Source organism: Pararhodobacter sp. (assembly GCF_034676545.1).
Lineage (GTDB): Bacteria > Pseudomonadota > Alphaproteobacteria > Rhodobacterales > Rhodobacteraceae > Pararhodobacter.
In genome coordinates this window covers 1,413,972-1,434,072 of sequence record NZ_JAUCBZ010000015.1, presented here as the reverse complement: position 1 = coordinate 1,434,072, position 20,101 = coordinate 1,413,972, and the positions used below count along the sequence as shown (strand labels likewise).

At 64.1% G+C, this 20,101-nt stretch carries 14 protein-coding genes and 2 pseudogenes; 5 read left to right on the top strand and 11 right to left on the bottom strand.

Annotation, left to right across the window (positions count from 1 at the left end; genetic code table 11):
- Positions 1 to 8 precede the first annotated feature (8 nt).
- Positions 9 to 3,444 (bottom strand): annotated as a pseudogene (gene putA, locus VDQ28_RS10455) (bifunctional proline dehydrogenase/L-glutamate gamma-semialdehyde dehydrogenase PutA).
- A 111-nt stretch (positions 3,445 to 3,555) separates the two neighbouring features.
- Here putA and VDQ28_RS10450 point away from each other — a divergent pair.
- From VDQ28_RS10450 to ptsP, 4 genes are all read left to right on the top strand, one after another.
- Positions 3,556 to 4,014 (top strand): Lrp/AsnC family transcriptional regulator, encoded by a 459-nt coding sequence (locus VDQ28_RS10450; protein WP_323035881.1) that lies wholly within the window; start codon positions 3,556 to 3,558, stop codon positions 4,012 to 4,014.
- A gap of 81 nt (positions 4,015 to 4,095) precedes the next feature.
- Complete coding sequence (locus tag VDQ28_RS10445) at positions 4,096 to 4,509, top strand: DUF1178 family protein (protein WP_323035880.1); 414 nt, start codon at positions 4,096 to 4,098, stop codon at positions 4,507 to 4,509.
- A gap of 158 nt (positions 4,510 to 4,667) precedes the next feature.
- Entirely contained in the window at positions 4,668 to 5,939 is a 1,272-nt protein-coding gene (locus VDQ28_RS10440; RefSeq protein WP_323035879.1) for an aspartate kinase, read from the top strand.
- A gap of 153 nt (positions 5,940 to 6,092) precedes the next feature.
- Entirely contained in the window at positions 6,093 to 8,342 is a 2,250-nt protein-coding gene (ptsP, locus tag VDQ28_RS10435) for a phosphoenolpyruvate--protein phosphotransferase (protein WP_323035878.1), read from the top strand.
- Here the strand turns inward: ptsP and VDQ28_RS10430 are convergent.
- The 10 genes and pseudogenes from VDQ28_RS10430 to coxB all read right to left on the bottom strand — a co-directional run bounded on the left by VDQ28_RS10430 (position 8,339) and on the right by coxB (position 18,315).
- The gene (locus VDQ28_RS10430) at positions 8,339 to 8,866 is read right to left on the bottom strand and encodes an N-acetyltransferase (RefSeq protein ID WP_323035877.1); all 528 of its coding nucleotides are present in this window, start codon (positions 8,864 to 8,866) and stop codon (positions 8,339 to 8,341) included. The two genes, ptsP and VDQ28_RS10430, sit on opposite strands and share 4 nt — an antisense overlap.
- A 332-nt stretch (positions 8,867 to 9,198) precedes the next feature.
- On the bottom strand, positions 9,199 to 10,611 hold the full coding sequence (locus tag VDQ28_RS10425) for an FAD-binding oxidoreductase (protein WP_323038107.1): 1,413 nt from the start codon (positions 10,609 to 10,611) through the stop codon (positions 9,199 to 9,201).
- A gap of 90 nt (positions 10,612 to 10,701) precedes the next feature.
- Positions 10,702 to 11,244: a GNAT family N-acetyltransferase gene (locus tag VDQ28_RS10420; protein WP_416349369.1), complete on the bottom strand. Its 543-nt coding sequence runs from the start codon at positions 11,242 to 11,244 to the stop codon at positions 10,702 to 10,704.
- A 53-nt stretch (positions 11,245 to 11,297) separates the two neighbouring features.
- Complete coding sequence (locus VDQ28_RS10415; RefSeq protein ID WP_416349368.1) at positions 11,298 to 12,557, bottom strand: M16 family metallopeptidase; 1,260 nt, start codon at positions 12,555 to 12,557, stop codon at positions 11,298 to 11,300.
- Entirely contained in the window at positions 12,557 to 13,945 is a 1,389-nt protein-coding gene (thrC, locus tag VDQ28_RS10410; RefSeq protein ID WP_323035875.1) for a threonine synthase, read from the bottom strand. The genes VDQ28_RS10415 and thrC overlap by 1 nt, the downstream gene beginning before the upstream one ends.
- Positions 13,946 to 13,955: 10 nt before the next feature.
- Positions 13,956 to 14,636, bottom strand: a complete 681-nt coding sequence (locus tag VDQ28_RS10405) for an SURF1 family protein (protein ID WP_323035874.1) — start codon at positions 14,634 to 14,636, stop codon at positions 13,956 to 13,958.
- Between the two features lie 105 nt (positions 14,637 to 14,741).
- Positions 14,742 to 15,545, bottom strand: coding sequence for a cytochrome c oxidase subunit 3 (locus VDQ28_RS10400; RefSeq protein ID WP_323035873.1), 804 nt, complete (start codon positions 15,543 to 15,545; stop codon positions 14,742 to 14,744).
- Positions 15,546 to 15,628: 83 nt separating this feature from the next.
- Positions 15,629 to 16,204: a cytochrome c oxidase assembly protein gene (locus VDQ28_RS10395; protein ID WP_323035872.1), complete on the bottom strand. Its 576-nt coding sequence runs from the start codon at positions 16,202 to 16,204 to the stop codon at positions 15,629 to 15,631.
- A gap of 254 nt (positions 16,205 to 16,458) precedes the next feature.
- A pseudogene (cyoE, locus tag VDQ28_RS10390) lies at positions 16,459 to 17,370 on the bottom strand (heme o synthase); the annotation flags it as partial.
- 66 nt (positions 17,371 to 17,436) lie between these two features.
- A complete protein-coding gene (gene coxB / locus VDQ28_RS10385; protein ID WP_323035871.1) occupies positions 17,437 to 18,315 on the bottom strand; it encodes a cytochrome c oxidase subunit II in 879 nt (292 codons plus the stop codon).
- A 215-nt stretch (positions 18,316 to 18,530) separates the two neighbouring features.
- On the opposite strand from coxB, the gene tldD reads away from it, so the two are divergent.
- A complete protein-coding gene (gene tldD / locus VDQ28_RS10380) occupies positions 18,531 to 19,973 on the top strand; it encodes a metalloprotease TldD (RefSeq protein WP_323035870.1) in 1,443 nt (480 codons plus the stop codon).
- Positions 19,974 to 20,101 lie beyond the last annotated feature (128 nt).

Below are 20,101 nucleotides of genomic sequence, written 5' to 3'. Positions count from 1 at the left end.
GCGCTGCGTCAAGCACCCGCCGCTTCAACCAACAGTTGCGCGTTGCCACCTGACGCAGTTGTGTCCACGCACAGATGCCGCTCGGTCAAAGCATGGGCGATATCGGGCATGGCGGTGATCACCGGCAGGATCGGACCGGAGCGCGAGGCCAAGGCCTTGGCATAGGTGCGCGCCGTCTCCGCATCGCCCCACCACACCACACCGGACAGGCCGTCCGCCTGCGCCAGCCACGCTGCCGGAACCGCGCCACCGGAACAGACCGCAACGCCACCGAATCCGCGAATCACCCGGGCCTGGGCCTCTTCGGCAGCCGCGCCGGGGCCGAGGCACATGACAGGCGCGCGGGAATGCTCGCTCAACCGGTTCGACTCGCCGGTTGGCCCGGGCATGTCCCGAATCGCAAGGGGATCGCTTGCCGCGCCAGCGGCAAGCGCTGCCGCAACCGCCCCGGACAAAGCGCTCAGATTGGCGGGTGTCGCCGCGCCGCTCACATCGGGCGCTGGTTTGGGCGCGGCAAGGCGCGCCACATACGCCGGCCCGCCCGCCTTCGGCCCGGTCCCCGACAGCCCCTCGCCGCCGAACGGCTGGCTGCCCACCACCGCGCCAATCTGGTTGCGGTTGACGTACAGGTTGCCGCAGCGCATCGCCTCGACCACCTCTTGCACCCGGTTGTCAATCCGGGTGTGCAGTCCAAAGGTCAGCCCATAGCCGCGCGCGTTGATCGCCGCCATGACCTTGGGCAGGTCGCTGGCCTTGAACCGCGCGACATGCAGCACCGGGCCAAACACCTCGCGCTCCAGATCCTCGATGCCACGGACCTCGATCGCCACGGGGGCCACAAAATGCCCGCCGTCGGGCGCGCGCAACTCATGCATCACGCGCCGCTCACGCCGCGCCTGCGACACATAGGCCCGGATATCACGCGCCGCCTCGGCGTCGATCACCGGGCCGACGTCGGTCGACAAATGCCACGGATCGCCGATGTGCAGCGCGTCCATCGCCCCGAACAGCATTTGCAGGATGTGATCGGCGACATCCTCTTGCAGATACAAACACCGCAGCGCCGAGCACCGTTGGCCCGCCGATTGGAACGCACTGGCGATGATGTCGCGCACGGCTTGCTCCGGCAGCGCGGTCGAATCGACGATCATCGCGTTCAACCCGCCGGTTTCCGCGATCAGCGGCGCGCCGGGGTCCAGATGTTCGGCCATCGACCGCCGGATGATCTGCGCGGTGTCCGTCGAGCCGGTGAACACCACGCCATCGACGCGCGCATCGCTGGTCAGCGCCGCCCCCACTGTCGCCCCCTCGCCGGGCAACAGTTGCAACGCGGTCGCGGGAACCCCCGCCTGCAGCATCAGGTGGGTGGCGAGATGCGCGATCAGCGGCGTTTGCTCGGCGGGTTTCGCCAGCACCGCATTGCCCGCCGCCAAGGCCCCGGCGATCTGCCCGGTGAAAATCGCCAGCGGGAAATTCCACGGCGAGATACAGACCAGCCGCCCGCGCGGAGTCATCCCGGGGTCGATCCGCGCGGCATAATAGCGCAGGAAATCCACCGCCTCGCGCAACTCGCCCTCGCAATCGGGCAAGCCCTTGCCCGCTTCCCGCGCCAGCAGCGCAAAGAACTGCCCCACATTGGCCTCATAGAGATCGGCGGCCCGGTTGAGGATCGCCGCGCGCTCATCCGCAGACGCCTCCCAGACCCGCGCCGCCGCCAACGCAGCCTCGACATCATCGCGGCTTGCCAGTTGCACCTGCCCGACCAATTCCGTGGATCTGGCCGGGTTGAACACCGCCTGCACCGCCCCCCCCCGCAGCCGCCACCGCCAGCAACGGACCACCCTTGAACACCCGCTCCTCGAACCCGGCCCGCGCGGCATAAATCGCCTCGCGGTCTGGCGCGGCGGTCAGGTCACGGCCAACCGAGTTCACCCGTTCCGGCGCAAACAGGTCCGGCCCCTTGGTGATCGCACGCGGTTTATGCGCCGCGATCGGACAGGCCGCGACCACCTCGGCGGGGACCGTTTCATCGACGATCTGGTTGACGAACGAGCTGTTCGCGCCGTTCTCCAACAGTCGCCGCACCAGATAGGCCAACAGGTCGCGATGCGCCCCCACCGGCGCATAAATCCGGCAGCGCGTGGCCTCGCGCGTATGCACCAGATCGTGCAATTGCTCGCCCATGCCATGCAGACGCTGGAATTCATAAAGCTCCGCATCCAGCCCCTCTGCCATCTCCAGCACCGCCGCCACCGTATGCGCGTTATGCGTGGCGAATTGCGGATAGATCCGGTCGGTCATGCCCAACAGCTTGCGCGCATTGGCGATATAGCTGATGTCGGTCGCGGTCTTGGCGGTGAACACCGGAAAGCCCGGCAGCCCCAGAACCTGCGCGCGCTTGATTTCCGTGTCCCAATACGCACCCTTGACCAGTCGCACCATCAACTTGCGATCCAGCCGCGTGGCCACCCCATGCAGCCAGTCGATCATCGCGCCCGCGCGCGGCCCGTAGGCCTGCACCACCACGCCGAACCCGTCCCATCCCTCCAGCGCCGGGTCGGCCAGCACCGCTTCGATCACGTCGCGCGACAGCACCAGACGGTCCTGCTCTTCGGCGTCGATGTTGAACCCCATGCCACGCCGCGCCGCCAGCCGCGCCAGCTTGCTGACCCGCGGCACCAGATCGCGCAACACCTGTTCGCGCTGTCCTTCCTCATAGCGCGGATGCAATGCGCTCAGTTTCACCGAAATCCCCGGATTGGCGCGGATATCATCGCCCTTGCAACCCAGCCCGATGGCCTCGATCGCCGTCGCATAGGCCGCCTGATAGCGCAGCGCGTCCTGCTCGGTGCGCGCCGCTTCGCCCAGCATGTCATAGGAATAGGTATAGCCGCGCGCCTCCATGCCCGCGCCGCGTCTCATCGCCGATTGAATCGTCTCGCCCAGCACGAACTGGCGGCCCATTTCCTTCATGGCGCGGCCCACGGCGGCACGGATCACCGGCTCGCCCAGACGTTTGACCGCGGCGCGCAGATGCCCGGCAACGCCCGGCTCGCCCTCGTCCAACACACGACCCGTCAGCATCAGCGCCCAGGTCGAGGCATTGACCAGCGAGGACGAGGAATGCCCCAGGTGCAGCCCCCAATTTGACGGCGAGATCTTGTCCTCGATCAGCGCATCCATCGTGCCCGCGTCGGGCACCCGCAACAGCGCCTCGGCCAGACACATCAGCGCGACGCCCTCATCCGTCGACAGGCCATATTCGGCCAGGAACACCTCCATCAGGCCGGGTTTCGTGCTGCTGCGGATTGCACGCACCAGATCGGCACCGCGCGCCGCGATGTGCGCGCGCGCCGGGCCGTCCAGCGCCGCTTTGGCTATCAGATCCGCGACAACGGCGGCCTCGGATTGCGGGATCGGGTGGTTCAGTGGGTCAGCGCGCATATCAACACCTTGTGCGATTTTCCCGATGATATCCGCATTGAAACCGATCTGCTTCCCGATTACAGATGATCTGCGGTCCAAACGACCATATTTTCGACCCAAGGCAGCACAATGACCCGCAACGATCTGGACAGCTTTGACCTTGCGATTCTAAGCATCCTGCGCCGGGACGGGCGTATCAGCGTCACCGAATTGGCCAGCCGGATCAGCCTGTCGAAATCGCCGACTCAGGCGCGGTTGAAGCGCCTCGAGCGTGAGGGGTTCATCACCGGATATCAAGCCCTGCTGGATCATCAACGCCTGGGGCTCGGGCATGTGGTCTTTGTCGAGGTCCGGCTCAACGACACCCGCGAAGCCGCGCTGCGTGCCTTCAAGGATGCGGTGAACGCGACCGTCGAAATCGAAGAGTGCCACCTGATCGCCGGGGCCTTTGACTATTTGCTCAAGGTGCGCAGCTCCGACATTCACAATTACCGCCAAATTCTGGCCGAACGCATTTCCAGCTTGCCGCATGTTTCCTCGACCTCGACGCATGTGGCAATGGAATCGGTCAAGGAAAGCGGCCGCTGATCGGCGCCGCGGGCGGCAATGTCCCTTGCATCGGGGGCGTCACCGCCTATCTTGGAGCGGATATCAACGACGGGCACCCCCATGATCCGCTACACGCTCAAATGCGATCAAGGCCATGATTTTGAAAGCTGGTTTGCCTCGGCAACGGCCTTTGACAGCCTGCTCAAGGGGGGCCATGTCGCATGCGTGGAATGCGGCAGCGTGCGGATCGAAAAGGCTCTGATGGCCCCGGCGGTTGCGTTGACAACCACCAAGCCCGCGGCCCCCGGCCCGCACAATACCAATCAAAAACTGGCAGCCCTGCGCCGCGAAATCGAAGAGAACGCGGATTACGTCGGCAACAGGTTTGTCGCCGAAGCCCGCGCGATGCACCTTGGCGATGCCCCGGACCGCCCGATCTGGGGCGAGGCCCGGCTGGACGAGGCCAAGGCCCTGCTGGATGACGGCGTGTCGGTGATGCCGCTGCCGTTTCTGCCAAAGACCAAGACCAATTAGGCCGCCTGGCCCCGACCTCGGGTGCCCTGCAAGCCGCCCGCGCCAAGACCTGTCGCCTGCGCGCCCGACCCTCGCAGCCCTTGCACGCAACGTCGCCCCCGCGTAAGAGAACCCGCGCCGCACACGGGATGCGGGACGGAAACTCTGCGGGGGCGTGAATGCCTATTCTGGTGATGAAATTCGGCGGGACGTCGGTGGCCGATCTGGATCGGATCGCGAATGTGGCCGCCAAGGTCCAACGCGAAGTCGAGCGCGGCTACAACGTGATCGTCATCGTGTCGGCGATGGCCGGCAAGACCAACGAACTGGTCGGCTGGGTCAACAAGACCTCTGACTTCTTTGACGCGCGTGAATATGACGCGGTGGTTTCCAGCGGCGAGAATATCACCGCCGGCTTGTTGGCGCTGCGCTTGCAGGATATGGGCGTCTCGGCGCGCAGCTGGCAGGGCTGGCAGGTGCCGATCAACACCACCTCGGCCCATAGCGCCGCACGCTTCGTCTCGATTCCGCGCGCCAACATCGACGCCAAGTTTGCCGAAGGCTTCAAGGTTGCCGTGGTCGCGGGCTTTCAGGGCCTTAGCCCCGAAGGCCGCATCACCACGCTGGGCCGCGGCGGGTCCGACACCACGGCCGTGGCCTTTGCCGCCGCCTTTGGCGCGGAACGCTGTGACACCTACACCGACGTTGACGGGGTCTACACCACCGATCCGCGCGTCACATCCAAAGCCCGCAAGCTCGACAAGATCAGCTACGAGGAGATGCTGGAACTCTCCAGCCTCGGGGCCAAGGTCTTGCAAACGCGGTCCGTCGAACTGGCGATGCGCTACAAGGTTCGGCTGCGCGTGTTGTCATCCTTTGAAGACACTGACGAAACATCCGGCACATTGGTCTGCGCCGAGGAGGAAATCATGGAATCCAAAGTTGTTTCAGGCATCGCCTTTTCGCGCGATGAAGCCAAGATCACGCTTGTCACCGTCGAGGACCGCCCCGGCATTGCCGCCGCGATCTTTGGCCCGCTGGCCGAAGCGGGCGTGAATGTGGACATGATCGTCCAGAATATCAGCGAAAAAGCCCATGACGAGGCGCACCCCGGAGCGGTCACCGACATGACCTTTTCCTGCCCCGTCGATCAGATCGGCAAAGCCCGCAAGGCGATGGAACAGGCCAAGGCCTCGGGGTCCATCGATTACACCGATCTGGTCGTCGATACCGAGGTGTCCAAGGTTTCGGTGGTCGGCATCGGGATGCGCAGCCACGCGGGGGTTGCCGCCAAGATGTTCAAATCGCTGGCCAATGAGGGCGTGAACATCAAGGTGATCGCAACCTCCGAGATCAAGATCTCGGTGCTGATCGACCGCAAATATGTGGAACTGGCCGTGCAGACCCTGCATGACGCCTTCGATCTGGGCACGGCCGGCGAAGCCGTCTGAGGGCATCGGCAGCGCCTGACCCCGACGTCGCGAAACAGGCCGGCCGATTGGCGGCCCTGAGGGACAACGGCATCAAAGCTGTTTCCCTTCTGCCGTCAGTTGATTTACTGTCAGATGGCTCACCCCCGTACAACCGCAAGGACACGCGCCCGGATGCAGGATCGTAGCGAAAGCGAAAGCCGCAAGTTGCTGCGGCGATTGCGCGACACCTTGGCCGAGCCTGGCCAGGGTCAGGAACGGTTGAATCGCATCACGGGTCTGATCGCCGAGTCGATGTTTACCGATGTGTGCTCGATCTATCTGTTTCGCGACCGCGAGACACTGGAACTCTGCGCCACCACCGGCCTGAACCCCTCCGCCGTCCACAAGACACGGCTGAAGCTGGGCGAGGGTCTGGTCGGCCGCGTCGCGCGCACCGCCTCTGTGGTCAACACCGCCGACGCCCCCTCCGAACGCGGTTTTCGCTTCATGCCCGAGACGGGCGAAGAAACCTTCCCCAGCTTTCTCGGCTTGCCGATTCAGCGTCTGGGCGAAAAACTGGGCGTGCTTGTCATCCAGTCGAAACATGGCCGCGCGTATTCCGACGAAGAGATCTATGCGCTCGACGTGGTGGCGATGGTTCTGGCCGAGATGACCGAACTCGGCGCATTCACCAATGACGACAGCTCCATCGCGTCCCGGCACACCCACGCGGCAATGTTGCGCGGTGGCGCCGCGCAAGAGGGCACCGCCGAGGGCCAGGTCTGGCTGCATGAGCCGCGTGTCGTGGTCACCAACTTCGTCAACGACGACCCCGTCGCCGAGGTCGCGCGCATTCGCGCCGCCGTGTCGGAACTGCGCGGATCGGTCGATGACTTGCTCAAACTGACCATCGACGCCGATACCGAACACCGCGAAATCCTCGAAGCCTACCGCATGTTCGCCAATTCGCGCGGCTGGCTGCGGCGCATGGAACAATCCATCGAAAACGGCCTGTCCTGCGAAGCCGCCGTCGAAAAAGAGCAATCCCAGGCCCGCGCCCGCCTGCAACTGGTGCCCGACCCCTATCTGCGCGACCGCCTGCACGATCTCGACGACCTCTCGAACCGGCTGCTGCGCATCCTGACCGGTCAGGGCACGGATACCGGCGCCGTGATGCCCGACCGCCCCATTCTGGTGGCGCGCAATATCGGCCCTGGCGAATTGCTGGAATACGGCAAAAAGCTCAAGGGCGTGGTCCTCGAAGAAGGCTCGGTCGGTTCACATGCCGCCATCGTCGCCCGCGCGCTGGCGATCCCGCTGATCGTGCATTGCACCGGCATCACCACCGAGGCACTGACCGGCGATCACATCATTGTCGACGGCGATGACGGCGTGGTGCATCTGCGCCCCGATGACAGCGTGGCCTCGGCCTATCGCGACAAGATCATCATGCAGACCCAGGCCGCCGCACGGTTTGCCGCCCTGCGCGAAATCCCGGCGGTTGCCCGCTGCGGCAGCAAGATCGCGCTGCACATGAACGCGGGCATCATGGCCGACCTGCCCTCGCTCGAAGGATCGGGTGCCGAAGGCGTTGGCCTGTTCCGCACCGAATTGCAGTTCTTGCTGCGCAATTCCATGCCCCGCCGCTCGGAATTGGCGGCGCTTTACGCCCGCGTTCTCAAGGCCGCCGACGGCCGCCGCGTGGCGTTCCGCACGCTGGATATCGGCTCGGACAAGGTCATGCCCTACATGAACCGCCCCGAAGAGCCCAATCCCGCGATGGGCTGGCGCGCGATCCGCGTGGGCCTCGACAAACCGGGGGTCATGCGCATGCAGTTGCAAGCCCTGATCCGCGCCGCCGCCGGCGGCCCCTTGACGGTGATGTTTCCGCTGGTGGCGGAAATGTCCGAATTCACCGCCGCGCGCGATCTCTTGCTGCGCGAAATCGACCGCGAGGCGCATCTGGGCCACGCCCTCCCCAGCGCCTTGGAGATTGGCGCGATGCTGGAAACCCCCAGCCTCGCCTTCGCGCCCGATGCGTTCTTTGAACTGGCCGATTTCATCTCGATCGGCGGCAATGATCTCAAGCAATTCTTCTTTGCCGCCGACCGCGAGAACGAACTGGTGCGGCGGCGTTACGACACCTTGTCGATCAGCTTCCTGACCTTCATCCAGAAAATCGTCGCGCGTTGCGACCGTGCCGGAACCATGGTGTCCTTTTGCGGCGAAGACGCCGGCCGCCCGGTCGAGGCCCTGACGCTGGCCGGGGCCGGCATTCGGTCCTTGTCGATGCGTCCGGCCTCCATCGGCCCGGTCAAGGACCTGATCCTGCGTGCCGATCTTTCCGACGTCGCGGCCTTGATTAGCGACGCGATGCGCCGCGGCGTCGATGATATCCGACCCGAGGTCGTCAAATATATCCGAAGCCTGCCAAGCTCTTAATCCGTGTACCGGGTCACCGCCCCCGACACGCCCTGCCATGCACCCTCGACCAGTTCCAACCCCAGCACCCGGTCCGGGTTGGTTGGCGGCGGCATGATCACACCGGGCACCTTGCGAAAGCCAAAGCGCCGATAATAGGGCTCATCCCCCACCAGCAACTCGCGCTCCCACCCCAGATCCCGCGCAATGGCAACGCTGCGCGCGATCAGATCACGCGCCATCCCTTCGCCCTGTCGCGTCGGGTGAACCGCAACCGGCCCCAACAGCAAACAGGGTGCCCCGCCCACCCGCACCGGCCACTGGCGGATGGCCGCCACCATCGCCCCTGTCCTGTCGCGCAAACACAGACACAACTCCGCCACGGGCGGCACGCCTTCGCGCAACCGGTACGATGACAACGCAGAACGACCCGGCGCGAAGCACAAATCATACAGCGCTTCGACCTCCCACCAATCTTCGGCTTTCTCTTGGATCAGATCCACCCCTGCCTCCGACCGGGAACTTGCTGAACACGGCCCTAACATGGGCGAAAACCAATTTCAAACCGAACGAGAGGCCGGATTCCACAATCGTGTCGCCACAAAACCCCGTGCCGCGTTTCCGCCGCAACCTGCCCGGAACACAGATGAAAACCGCCGCCCACCCTGCGCAATCCGCCAAAACCGCCGGCTGTCCCGGCACCAAAACGCCAAAACGCCCAAGGCCCACAACCAGCCCACCCCAAACACCACAACGCCCCGCTTTCATCTTGCCAAAAATACTCACGCCCCCGTCACCACAGGCGCATGCGTCACAAGACGATGTGCTGGCGCGCGCGCAAGCGGGGGGGCGGGTGGGAGCGCCGCGCGCGCGCCTCCTAGCCGCGTAAAACCGCGCCGGGGTTCAGAATGCCGTGCGGATCCAGCACCGCCTTGATCGCCCGCATCATTGCCACCGCAACCGGATCCCCATAGCGCTCCAGATCCGTGACTTTCAGACGCCCGACCCCGTGCTCGGCGCTGACCGAACCGCCCAGCGAGGCGACGATATCATGCACCAGATCCATCACCGGCCGGTGCAGCGCCTCATACCCCGAACGCGCCCGGCCTTGCGGCGGAAACACGTTGAAATGCAGGTTGCCGTCGCCGACATGGCCAAAACAGTTGATCCGAAACGCGCCCAGCCGCGCCAACGCCGCCGTCGCCGCCTCGATGAACCCCGGCACCGACTCCAGCGGCACCGAAACATCATGGCTCGATATGGAGCCGATCAACCGATTCGCCTCGGGGATTGCTTCACGCACAGCCCAGAATTGCGCGCGTTGCGCGGCGTTCTGGGCGATCACCCCATCCGCGACCAAGCCCTGTTCCAGCGCGAGCTCGAACAACCGCTCCAATTCCTGCGCCGGGTCCAACCCTTCGGCCAGACCCAGATCCACCAGAACCATCCAGTCCGGGCGCGCTGCAAAGGGCTGACGGATCTGCGGCATGACCTCGTCGAGAAACCTCAGCCCGACGCCACTGATCAACTCGAACCCCGAGACCCCCTCGCCCAACCGCGCCTGCGCCAGTCCCAGCAAGGCCAGCGCCGCCGCCGGGTCGCGCACCACCATCACCGCCGCGCCGCTCCGCGCCGGGCGCGCCACCAGCCGCAGACTGGCCGCCGTGATCACCCCCAACGTGCCCTCGGAGCCGATCAGCAGATGCCGCACATCATAGCCCATATTGTCTTTGCGCAACCGCTTGAGGCCGTGCATCACCCGCCCATCGGCCAGCACCACCTCCAGCCCCAGACATTGATCGCGCATATTGCCCCAGCGCAGCACACCCGTGCCACCCGCGTTCGTGCCCAGCAATCCACCGATCCGCGCCGTCCCCTCGGAACCCAGCGACAGCGGGAACAGCCGGTCCACCGCGTCGGCGGCCGCTTGCACCTCCGCCAGAATGCAGCCGGCCTCGACCTCCATCACGTTGCCCGCAGGTTCCACCGCGCGGATCGCGCTCATGCGCTCCAGCGACAGCAACAGCGGCAAGGCCCCGTCCGGGCACACCTGCCCCGCCACCAATCCGGTGCCGCCGCCATAGGGGATTACCCCGACGCGGGTGGCATTCGCGGCGCGCAGGATCACCGAGACCTCATCGACGGTCGCCGGGCAGGCCACCGCCCCGGCCTGACCGTGATAGCGCCCGCGCGGCTCTTCGAGATAGCGTTGCGCGACGGGGCGCAGCGTGCCCTTGGGCAGTTGCCCGTCAAGCTGCGCCAGAAACGGCCCATCCGCCGGGTTCACCATGCTCACGTCACCTTCATCACGGGCACCATGGGCACCACGGGCACCCAAGGCCAGCCCTCATGGATGCCCCGCAGAAACAAGACCTGTCCGTCAGCCCGCATCCGTGCGCCCTCGCCGGTCACCGCGTAGATTGGAGTACAGCACATGGTTGCGCCAGCGCCCGTTGATCTGCAAATAACTTTGCGCGACACCTTCGTATTTGAAGCCGGATTTCTCCAACACCGCGCGCGAGGCGGCGTTTTCGGGCAGACAGGCCGCCTCGATCCGGCTCAGGTCCATGTCGGTGAAGGCATGATGCACCAGATTGCGGATCGCCTCGCGCATATACCCTTGCCGCGCAAAGGGTTGCCCGATCCAATAGCCGATGGTCCCCGCCTGTGCCGGACCACGGCGGATATTGTCCAGGGTGATCGCGCCCAACAGTTGCTGATCGCTTCGGCGTATCAGAAACAGGGGCAGCCCGCTGCCCTGCGCCTGTATCCGGGCGGCCCATTGCACGCGGCAGGTAAAGCTGCGGCGCGTCAGGTGCTCGGCGGACCAGGTCGGCTCCCACGCGGTCAGGAAACTGGCGCTCGCTTCGCGCAACGAGGCCCAATAGCGATAATCCGCGTGTTCCGGCAATCGCAGCACCATGCGCTCGGTCTCCAATCGAAACCGCCGCCTGGATTTCAGCGAGAGCCCCAGCACTATGCCACCAACCTTTCGCGCAGCGCCTCCAGCGACGGCGCGCTGTCCACCGGCCCATACAGGGCCATGCTGACCCGCGCGTCAATCACCAGCTTTTCGGCAAAGGCTTTCAGCGCCGCCAGATCCACCGCGTCGATGCGCTCGATGGTTTCCGACAGACTGGGCACCCGGCCCCAAATGGCGATCAATCGGGCCAGACGTTCCGCGCGGCTCGACGGGCTTTCCAGGCCCATCAACAGCCCGGCCTTCATCTGCGTGCGGGCGCGCGCGACCTCGGCTTCGGTCATGTCCTCGGCGGCGCGGCGCAATTCATCAATCGTCAGGCGTGACAGATCGGCCAGATCCTCGGCACCGGTGCCAGCGTAAAGGGTGATCGCACCCGTGTCATCATGCGCGCCCGCCTGCGCAAAGATCGTGTAACACAGGCCGCGCTCCTCGCGCAGTTTCTGGAACAGGCGCGACGACATGCCCCCGCCCATGACCCCTGCATAAACCTGCGAGGTGAACAGGTCCGGGTCCCGGAAACCCGGCGCTTCCAGCGATAATGCGAAATGCGCCTGCTCCAGCTCCTTGACCTCACGCCGCTCGTTGCAGGCATATACGGCCGGCTCGGCATCGGTCATGATCAGCGGCGACAGGTGCCCGAACAACGCCTCGGCCAGTCGCACCAACCGGTCGTGATGCACCGCCCCCGAGGCCGCCAGGATCATCTGTCCCGGCCCGTAATGCCCCGCCACAAACCCGCGCAAATCCGCCGCGCCATAATGTGCGATGCGGTCCGCCGGGCCAAGGATCGGACGGCCCAAGGGTTGATCGGGATAGGTCGCCTCTTGCAGCCAGTCAAAGATCACATCATCGGGCGTATCCAGCGCCTGACCGATTTCCTGCAAGATCACATGCCGCTCGACCTCGATCTCGCGCGCATCAAAGGCCGGGTTCAGCACGATATCGGCGATCACATCCAGCGCCAGCGGCACGTCGGCCTCCAGCACACGGGCGTAATAGGCGGTCATCTCGCGGCTGGTATAGGCGTTGATATAGCCGCCAACATCCTCGATTTCCTCGGCAATCTGCAACGAGGTGCGCTTGGCCGTGCCCTTGAACGCCATATGCTCCAGGAAATGCGCAATGCCGTTCTGCTCGGCCTGTTCATGGCGCGCGCCAGCCGTTACCCAGATGCCCACCGCCGCCGAGGCAAGCCCCGGCATGGGTTCGGACACGATACGAAAGCCATTGGCCAGCGTGGTGATTTGATGCATCAGGCGCCCGTCCGATCCAGGATCAAGGCCTGCAACGCGGCGCGGTCGCCGGTCATGCGGGTCACGCGCTCTGGCCGGTCAAACAGGTCGGCCATGCGCGGCGGCAAATCGGGGCGAATGCCGCTCGCGGCCTCGACGGCATCGGGGAATTTCGCCGGATGCGCCGTGGCCAGCGTGATCATCGGCACCGTGCCCAGATGGGTTTGCGCCACAGCGACGCCCACCGCCGAATGCGGGCAGAGCAATTCGCCGGACGCGGCCAGTGTGCGCGTGATACAGGCCGAGGTTTCCTCCTCGCTCACCCGGCCCGAGTCGAAAACCTCGCGCAACGCCTGCAACGCGCCTTGGCTGACGGTGAATTTACCCGTTGTTTTCAACTCATCCATCACCTGTGCTACGGCCTGCCCGTCTTGCCCATAGGCGTCGAACAGCACGCGCTCGAAATTCGAGGACACCTGAATATCCATCGACGGGCTGATCGACGGCTGTACGGTGTCTGTCTGGTAAACGCCCGTCGTCAGGCAGCGATGCAGGATATCGTTCTGGTTCGTGGCAATCACCAGCCGCTCGATCGGCAGCCCCATCTTGCGGGCGATGTAGCCCGCGAACACATCGCCGAAATTGCCGGTCGGCACGGTGAAATTGACCGCGCGATGCGGTGCACCAAGGCTCACGGCGGCGCTGAAATAATAGACCACCTGCGCCAGAACCCGCGCCCAGTTGATGCTGTTCACGCCCGCCAACCGCACCCGGTCGCGGAACGCGAAGTCGTTGAACATGTCCTTGAGCAAGCCCTGACAGGTGTCGAAATCGCCATCCACCGCCAGCGCGTGCACGTTTGAATCCGGTGCGGTGGTCATCTGGCGGCGCTGCACCTCAGACACCCGGCCATGCGGGAACAGGATGAACACATCGACATTCGACAGCCCGCGAAACGCCTCGATCGCCGCCGAGCCGGTATCGCCCGAGGTCGCGCCGACAATCGTCACCCGCTCGCCCGACCGCGACAGCGAGGCCTGAAACATCTGGCCGATCAACTGCATGGCGAAATCCTTGAACGCCAGAGTCGGGCCGTGGAACAGTTCCAGCAGGAAATGATTCGGGGCCAGTTGCTTCAGCGGCGCGCGTGCCGCGTGGCCGAACCCGGCATAGGCGGTGGCGATCAAGCCATGGAACTCGGCGTCGGTAAAGGCATCGCCGATAAACGGTTTCATCACCTGAAACGCAATGTCTTCATAGCTCTGCCCGGCCATCGCCGCGATCTGATCCGCGGACAGGGTCGGCACCGACTGCGGCACATACAGGCCACCATCGCGCGCAAGGCCCGTCAACATCGCTTGTTCAAAACTCAGAGCGGGCGAGGCGCCGCGCGTTGAAATATAGGTCATACTGCTTTCCTCAGGCCGTGTTGCGCCTGATACGCCATAGAAGGATCGCTGTCATTACCGCCCAGACAAATGCAAGGGAAAACCACGTCAGCGCATAGCCCAGATGATCGTTCTTGATATCGGCGGTGTTGATCGGCACCGGCACCAGACCCGGCACTGGCGGCGTGTCCGTGCGGGCGATGATCATCACCTCCTCGGTGCCCAGATATTCGGCGATCGGCTCGATATCGCGTGAGAACCACAGATTGCGGTTCAGGTCGGGGGCCGGGGTGTAGGAATCGGAATCGAGGGGCCACAGAAGGTTTCCCGTCACCTCGACCCCGCGCGCGGTCAGAACCGCGTCACGCCGCGTCGCATCCGACATGAACCCGCGGTCCACCAGAATCCGGCGGCCATCGGGCATTTCCAGCACCGCGATCACATGGCTGCCGGTGCCCTGCTCGCGCTGGCTCGACAGGACATGCACCACCTCGCCGTTATACTCGCCCGTCGCGGTGACCGGCAGGTAACGGTCCGACCCGGCCTCGGGCGCGGCGGGCACCGGGACCGGGGCGGCGTGAATGCGCGCTTCGATATTGGCGATCACGCCCAGCTTCCAGTCCAACCGCGCAAGCTGCCAAAAGCCCAGCGACAGCAAAATGGCCAAGCCGCCGACCCCGAAAATGAGCGGTCCGATCATGCGTTTCAGCATAGGAAGTGCCTTTGCGTAACTGCGCGTTGCCCGTCAACGGCGACGGGGGGCCAAAGCCCCCCGCACCACTCTCGCCAAGCCCGAAGAAGGGGCCGGAATTCAGGGTCAGCCCTGACCCCAGACATAGATCGCGGCGAACAGGAACAGCCAGACCACGTCCACGAAGTGCCAGTACCAGGCCGCTGCCTCGAAGCCGACATGACGCTCGGGCGTGAAATGCCCGGCGCGGGTGCGCAGGTAGCACACGAACAGGAAGATCGTGCCGATGATGACGTGGAAACCATGGAAGCCGGTCGCCATGAAGAAGTTGGCGCCATAGATGTTGCCGGCAAAGCCAAAGGCCGCGTGGCTGTATTCATAGGCCTGCAATGCCGTGAACAAGATGCCCAGAATGACCGCCAACAGCAGGCCATTCTTGATGTCCTTGCGGTTGTTCTCATGCACCAGCGCATGATGCGCCCAGGTCGCCGCACAGCCCGACAGCAGCAGAATCAGCGTGTTCATCAGCGGCAGGTGCCAGGGGTTGAAGGTCTCGATTCCGGCGGGCGGGAATGGTCCGTCAATGGCCGGGCTGTCCGGCCCCATCGGGTACATGGCGTGCTTGAAGAAGCTCCAGAACCACGCTGCGAAGAACATCACCTCGGAGATGATGAACAAGATGAAACCGTAGCGAAGGCCGATCGACACCACGGGGGTGTGGTCGCCGCTGTGGCTTTCGACAACGACATCGGACCACCAGGCATACATGACGTAGAACACGCCAAGCAGGCCGATTGCAAAAATCCACGGCCCGCTGTCGTGCATCCACAAGATTGCCCCGAACAGCATGGTAAAGGCCGATACTGCACCGATAAACGGCCAGATCGACGGTGGCAGGATGTGGTAATCATGGTTCTTTTCGTGCGCCATGGTGTGTTCCCTCAGACTTTCCCGTTTCAAACCGTTTTTACGGTCCTTTTTCGTATGGCCTCCGACGTCATGCGGAAACCGGATTAGTTGGTCTCGATCTGCGCCCCGGACTCGGCGGGCACTTCCGTATTGTGGAAGGTATACGACAGCGTAATTGTATGAATATCGCGTGCTTCCGGGTCATCCACAATCGACGGATCAACATAGAAGGTTACCGGCATCTGCACCCGCTCCCCCGGTTGCAACACCTGATAGGTAAAGCAGAAACAGGCGATCTTGATGAAATGGCTACCCGCCGCATAGGGCGTCACATTATAGCTCGCCGTGCCCGCAACGACATGGTCGGTGGGGTTGTAGGCCTCGTAAAACGCGATTCCGGTCTGGCCGATCTGCAAATCCATCGTGCGCTCAACCGGGCGGAATTCCCACGGGAAGCCGCGCTCGATGGAGGCATCAAAGCGGATCTTTATGGTTTGATCCAGAATCAGATCCGAGCCCGCGTCGCTGACCTGCGTCGTGCCGCCAAAGCCGGTGACGCGGCAGAACAAGTCATACAGTGGCACGGCAGCCCAGGCCATGCTGGCCATGAACACCACCACGGCGACCATCGAGGTGGCCGTGCGTCCGACACCATCAAGCGAGCGCCACCAGCGAATCATTCTGACGCCTCCGGCAGCGGGATGCGGTTCGCCGGGTCCAGTTCGCTGCGATAGGTGTGATCCGAGGCCTGCATGGAGTCTCCACGCTGCACCTTGGCAATCGTCAGCCCGAAGACCAGCGCGATGAACACCGCCAGCGTCAGCGCCACGCCCAGATTGCGGCCCCAGCGGCGGGTGTGAAGTTCGTGGTCGCGGTGCATGCTCATCTCAGAACCCCCAGCCCAGCGCGGCCGAAATCCGCCGGCGATTGGTGTTGCCTCGACAAGGAGCGCGAGGAAGTGGCCGAACAGATAGATCAGCGAGAAATAGAAAAAGCGCCGCTCGACCGCGTATTTATCCGCCTCGGCCGCGGCCTCGGGGCGACGCCAGAGACGCCAGGCGCCGAACAGGAACAGCGCGTTCAGCACCACCGCAACCGCCAGATAGATCGGCCCCCCGATCGAGGTGAACCCGGCCGCAAGGGCAAACGGGATCAGCGCAATCGTATAGACCAGAATATGCGCGCGCGTCACCTTGCGACCATGGGTCACGGTCAGCATCGGCACTTTGGCCTTGGAATAATCGCTGTTCATGAACAGCGCCAGCGCCCAGAAATGCGGCGGCGTCCACATGAAGATCAGCATGAACATCAGCACCGATTCGATCCCGACGCTGCCGGTTGCCGCCGCCCAGCCGATCATCGGCGGGAACGCGCCCGCAGCGCCGCCAATGACGATGTTCTGCGGCGTCGAGCGTTTCAGCCAGATCGTATAGACCACGGCGTAAAAGAAGATCGTGAAGGCCAACAGGCCCGCCGCCAGAAAATTGGTCGCCAGCCCCAGCATCAGGACCGAGATCACCGACAGCGTCAGGCCAAGGCCCAAGGCCTCACCGGGTTCGATGGTGCCCGCCGGGATCGGGCGCTTGGCGGTGCGCTTCATCACCCGGTCGATATCGGCATCCCACCACATGTTCAGCGCGCCCGACGCCCCGCCGCCCAGCGCGATGAAAATGATCGCCGCAATCGCCTCGATGGGATGCAACGGTACGGGCGCGACCAACAGACCGACCAGCGCCGTGAACACCACCAAGGACATGACCCGCGGCTTGAGCAGCTGGACGTAATCGCCGAATCCGGCGTCGCCCGTGCGGCCCTGTGCTGTGATGTCGGCTTGGATGTCGCTCATCTGGTCCTCGGAACTTGTCTGTGCCGCGCTGCCCTTTTTTCGGCGGCGCGGCACCTGTAACTTAGATCACTCGCTGGCGGCGGCCAGTTGTACCGTGGCGTCGTACCCCGGTGCCGCGGCAAGATTGGTCGCCCCTTGTTCTTGCAGCCAGGCGATATAATCGGCCTCGGGCACGGCGCGGACCACAATCGGCATATAGGCGTGACCATTGCCGCAAAGCTCGGAACACTGGCCGAAATAGATCCCCGGCGGGTCGACGTTGAACCAGAGCTGCGCCAGGCGTCCCGGCACGGCGTCTTGCTTGACACCAAACGCAGGCAACGCCCAGGAGTGGATCACGTCAGAGCCCGTGACCTGCATCACCACGTTTTGCCCAACAGGCACAACAACTTGCGTGTCGGTCGCCAGCAGATAGTGACGCGGCTCATAGCCAAATTCGGCCAATTCGTCGCGCTGCAACAGGTAGCTGGAGAATTCGACCCCGTGATCGACATATTCATAGCCCCAATACCACTGGTAGCCGGTCACTTTGATCGTCACATCGGCTTCCGGCATGATCTGCGAGCGGAACAGCGCCGGAACGGTGAACGAGCCAATCGCGATCAGGATGAAAATCGGGACAATCGTCCACACCACTTCCAGCGGTGAATTGTGCGTGAACCGCGCGGGCGTCGGGTTGGCGCGGCGGTTGTGGAAAATGATGACCCATGCCACCAGCACACAGACGAGCAACGTGATGCCCGTGATCAAATACAGAACCGCGGTGTCGATCCACAGTGTTTCCTCTGCGATCGACGTGGCCGGAGTCTGAAAGTTCATGCCGCCATCATGCGGTTCGCCCAGGAAGGGCAGTTCTTGTGCCAGGGCCTGACCGGCCACCGCCATCGACAGTGCTATACCGCCCAATCCGGCAGCCAGACGCGTGAGGTCTTTGAAAAGATGCATCGTGTGTTCCCGTTTTTACGCGGCGCTTCAACCGTCATTCATCCCGCCGATCACAACCCGGTGCTCCCGGCGCAAGCCGGGTGCAAATCGTAATCGAAGGTTTCCCTCTCTTCTAATTTCATATTAGCTGCGCCAGAACAAGCCAAACCAATGCGTCAGTTCGCCACCTTTTGACCTGAATCAAAGACGTGGGTGCAGATTGCGAAAGGAGTTTCATGTCAGCAGCAGTCCAGACACAGGTCGCCGACGACGTTTTCAACCCGTTCGAGACGATGATCGATCAAGATCGCGCCCTGTCCATATTACGCGAAGCTGTGTCGGGCGCGGATGATGGCGAGCTTTTCCTGGAACGCCGTCGCTCCGAATCGCTGGTCCTCGATGATGCCCGTATCCGCTCGGCGGCCTATGACGCCGGTGAGGGATTCGGGTTGCGCGCGGTGCGTGATGATGTCGCAGGCTATGCCCATTCGACGCAAATCACCGAATCCGCCCTGCAACGCGCCGCGCAAACCGCGCGATTGGCGGTCGGCGCGGGCGGCGGTACGTTGGCAGAACCGCCTGTCGGCACCAATCGCCACCTCTACGGCGCCTTCAACCCGATCACCGAGGCCAGCTTTGCCGCCAAGATCGACACGCTGCGCGACATCGACGCTTTTGTGCGCGCGCTTGATGCCCGTGTGGTGCAAGTCACCGCCAGCCTCGCCGCCTCGGTGCAGGAGATCGTGATCCTGCGCCCCGAGGGCGGCATCGCCACCGACACCCGCCCCATGGCCCGCATTTCCATCGCCGTGATCGTCGAGAAAGACGGCCGCCGCGAGTCCGGCCATTATGGCGGCGGCGGGCGAATCGGCCTGACCGGGCTGATGGCGGCCGACCACTGGCAACCCGTGGCCCGCGAGGCGTTGCGCGTCGCCCTGGTCAACCTTGATGCGCGCCCGGCGCCAGCGGGCAGCCTCGATGTCGTGCTCGGCCCCGGCTGGCCCGGCATCTTGCTGCACGAAGCCATCGGCCACGGGCTCGAGGGCGACTTCAACCGCAAGAAAACCTCGGCTTTTGCCGGGCTGATGGGTCAGCAAGTCGCCTCGCGCGGCGTGACCGTGCTCGATGACGGCACGATCCCGGACCGGCGCGGCTCGATCACCATTGATGACGAGGGCACGCCTTCGGGCAAGAACACCTTGATCGAGGACGGGATTCTGGTCGGCTACATGCAGGATCGCCAGAACGCGCGGCTGATGGGCGTCAAGGCCACCGGCAACGGGCGGCGCGAAAGCTACGCCCATGCGCCCATGCCGCGCATGACCAACACCTATATGCTGGGCGGCACCGATGATCCGGGCGATCTGGTCGCCAGCATGAAGGACGGCATCTGGGCCGTCGGGTTTGGCGGCGGTCAGGTCGATATCACCTCGGGCAAATTCGTGTTTTCGTGCACCGAGGCCTACCGCGTCCGCGATGGCAAGGTCGGCGAGCCGGTGACCGGGGCCACGCTGATCGGCGACGGCCCGACCGCGCTGCGCAACGTGCGCGGCATCGGCAATGACATGGCGATGGACCCGGGCATCGGCAATTGCGGCAAGGCGGGTCAATGGGTGCCGGTCGGCGTCGGGCAACCCAGCCTGTTGATCGGCGGACTGACCATCGGCGGTGTCGCCTGATCGGGGTGTAGGGTGCGTGCTTGCACGCACCTGCCATCGCATCCCGGCCGCAAGAATTCGGCGATGAAACAAGTTTATCTTGGTTTGCCCCTGATTCCTTCACCTTCCGTTAACCTTCATCGCGCAAA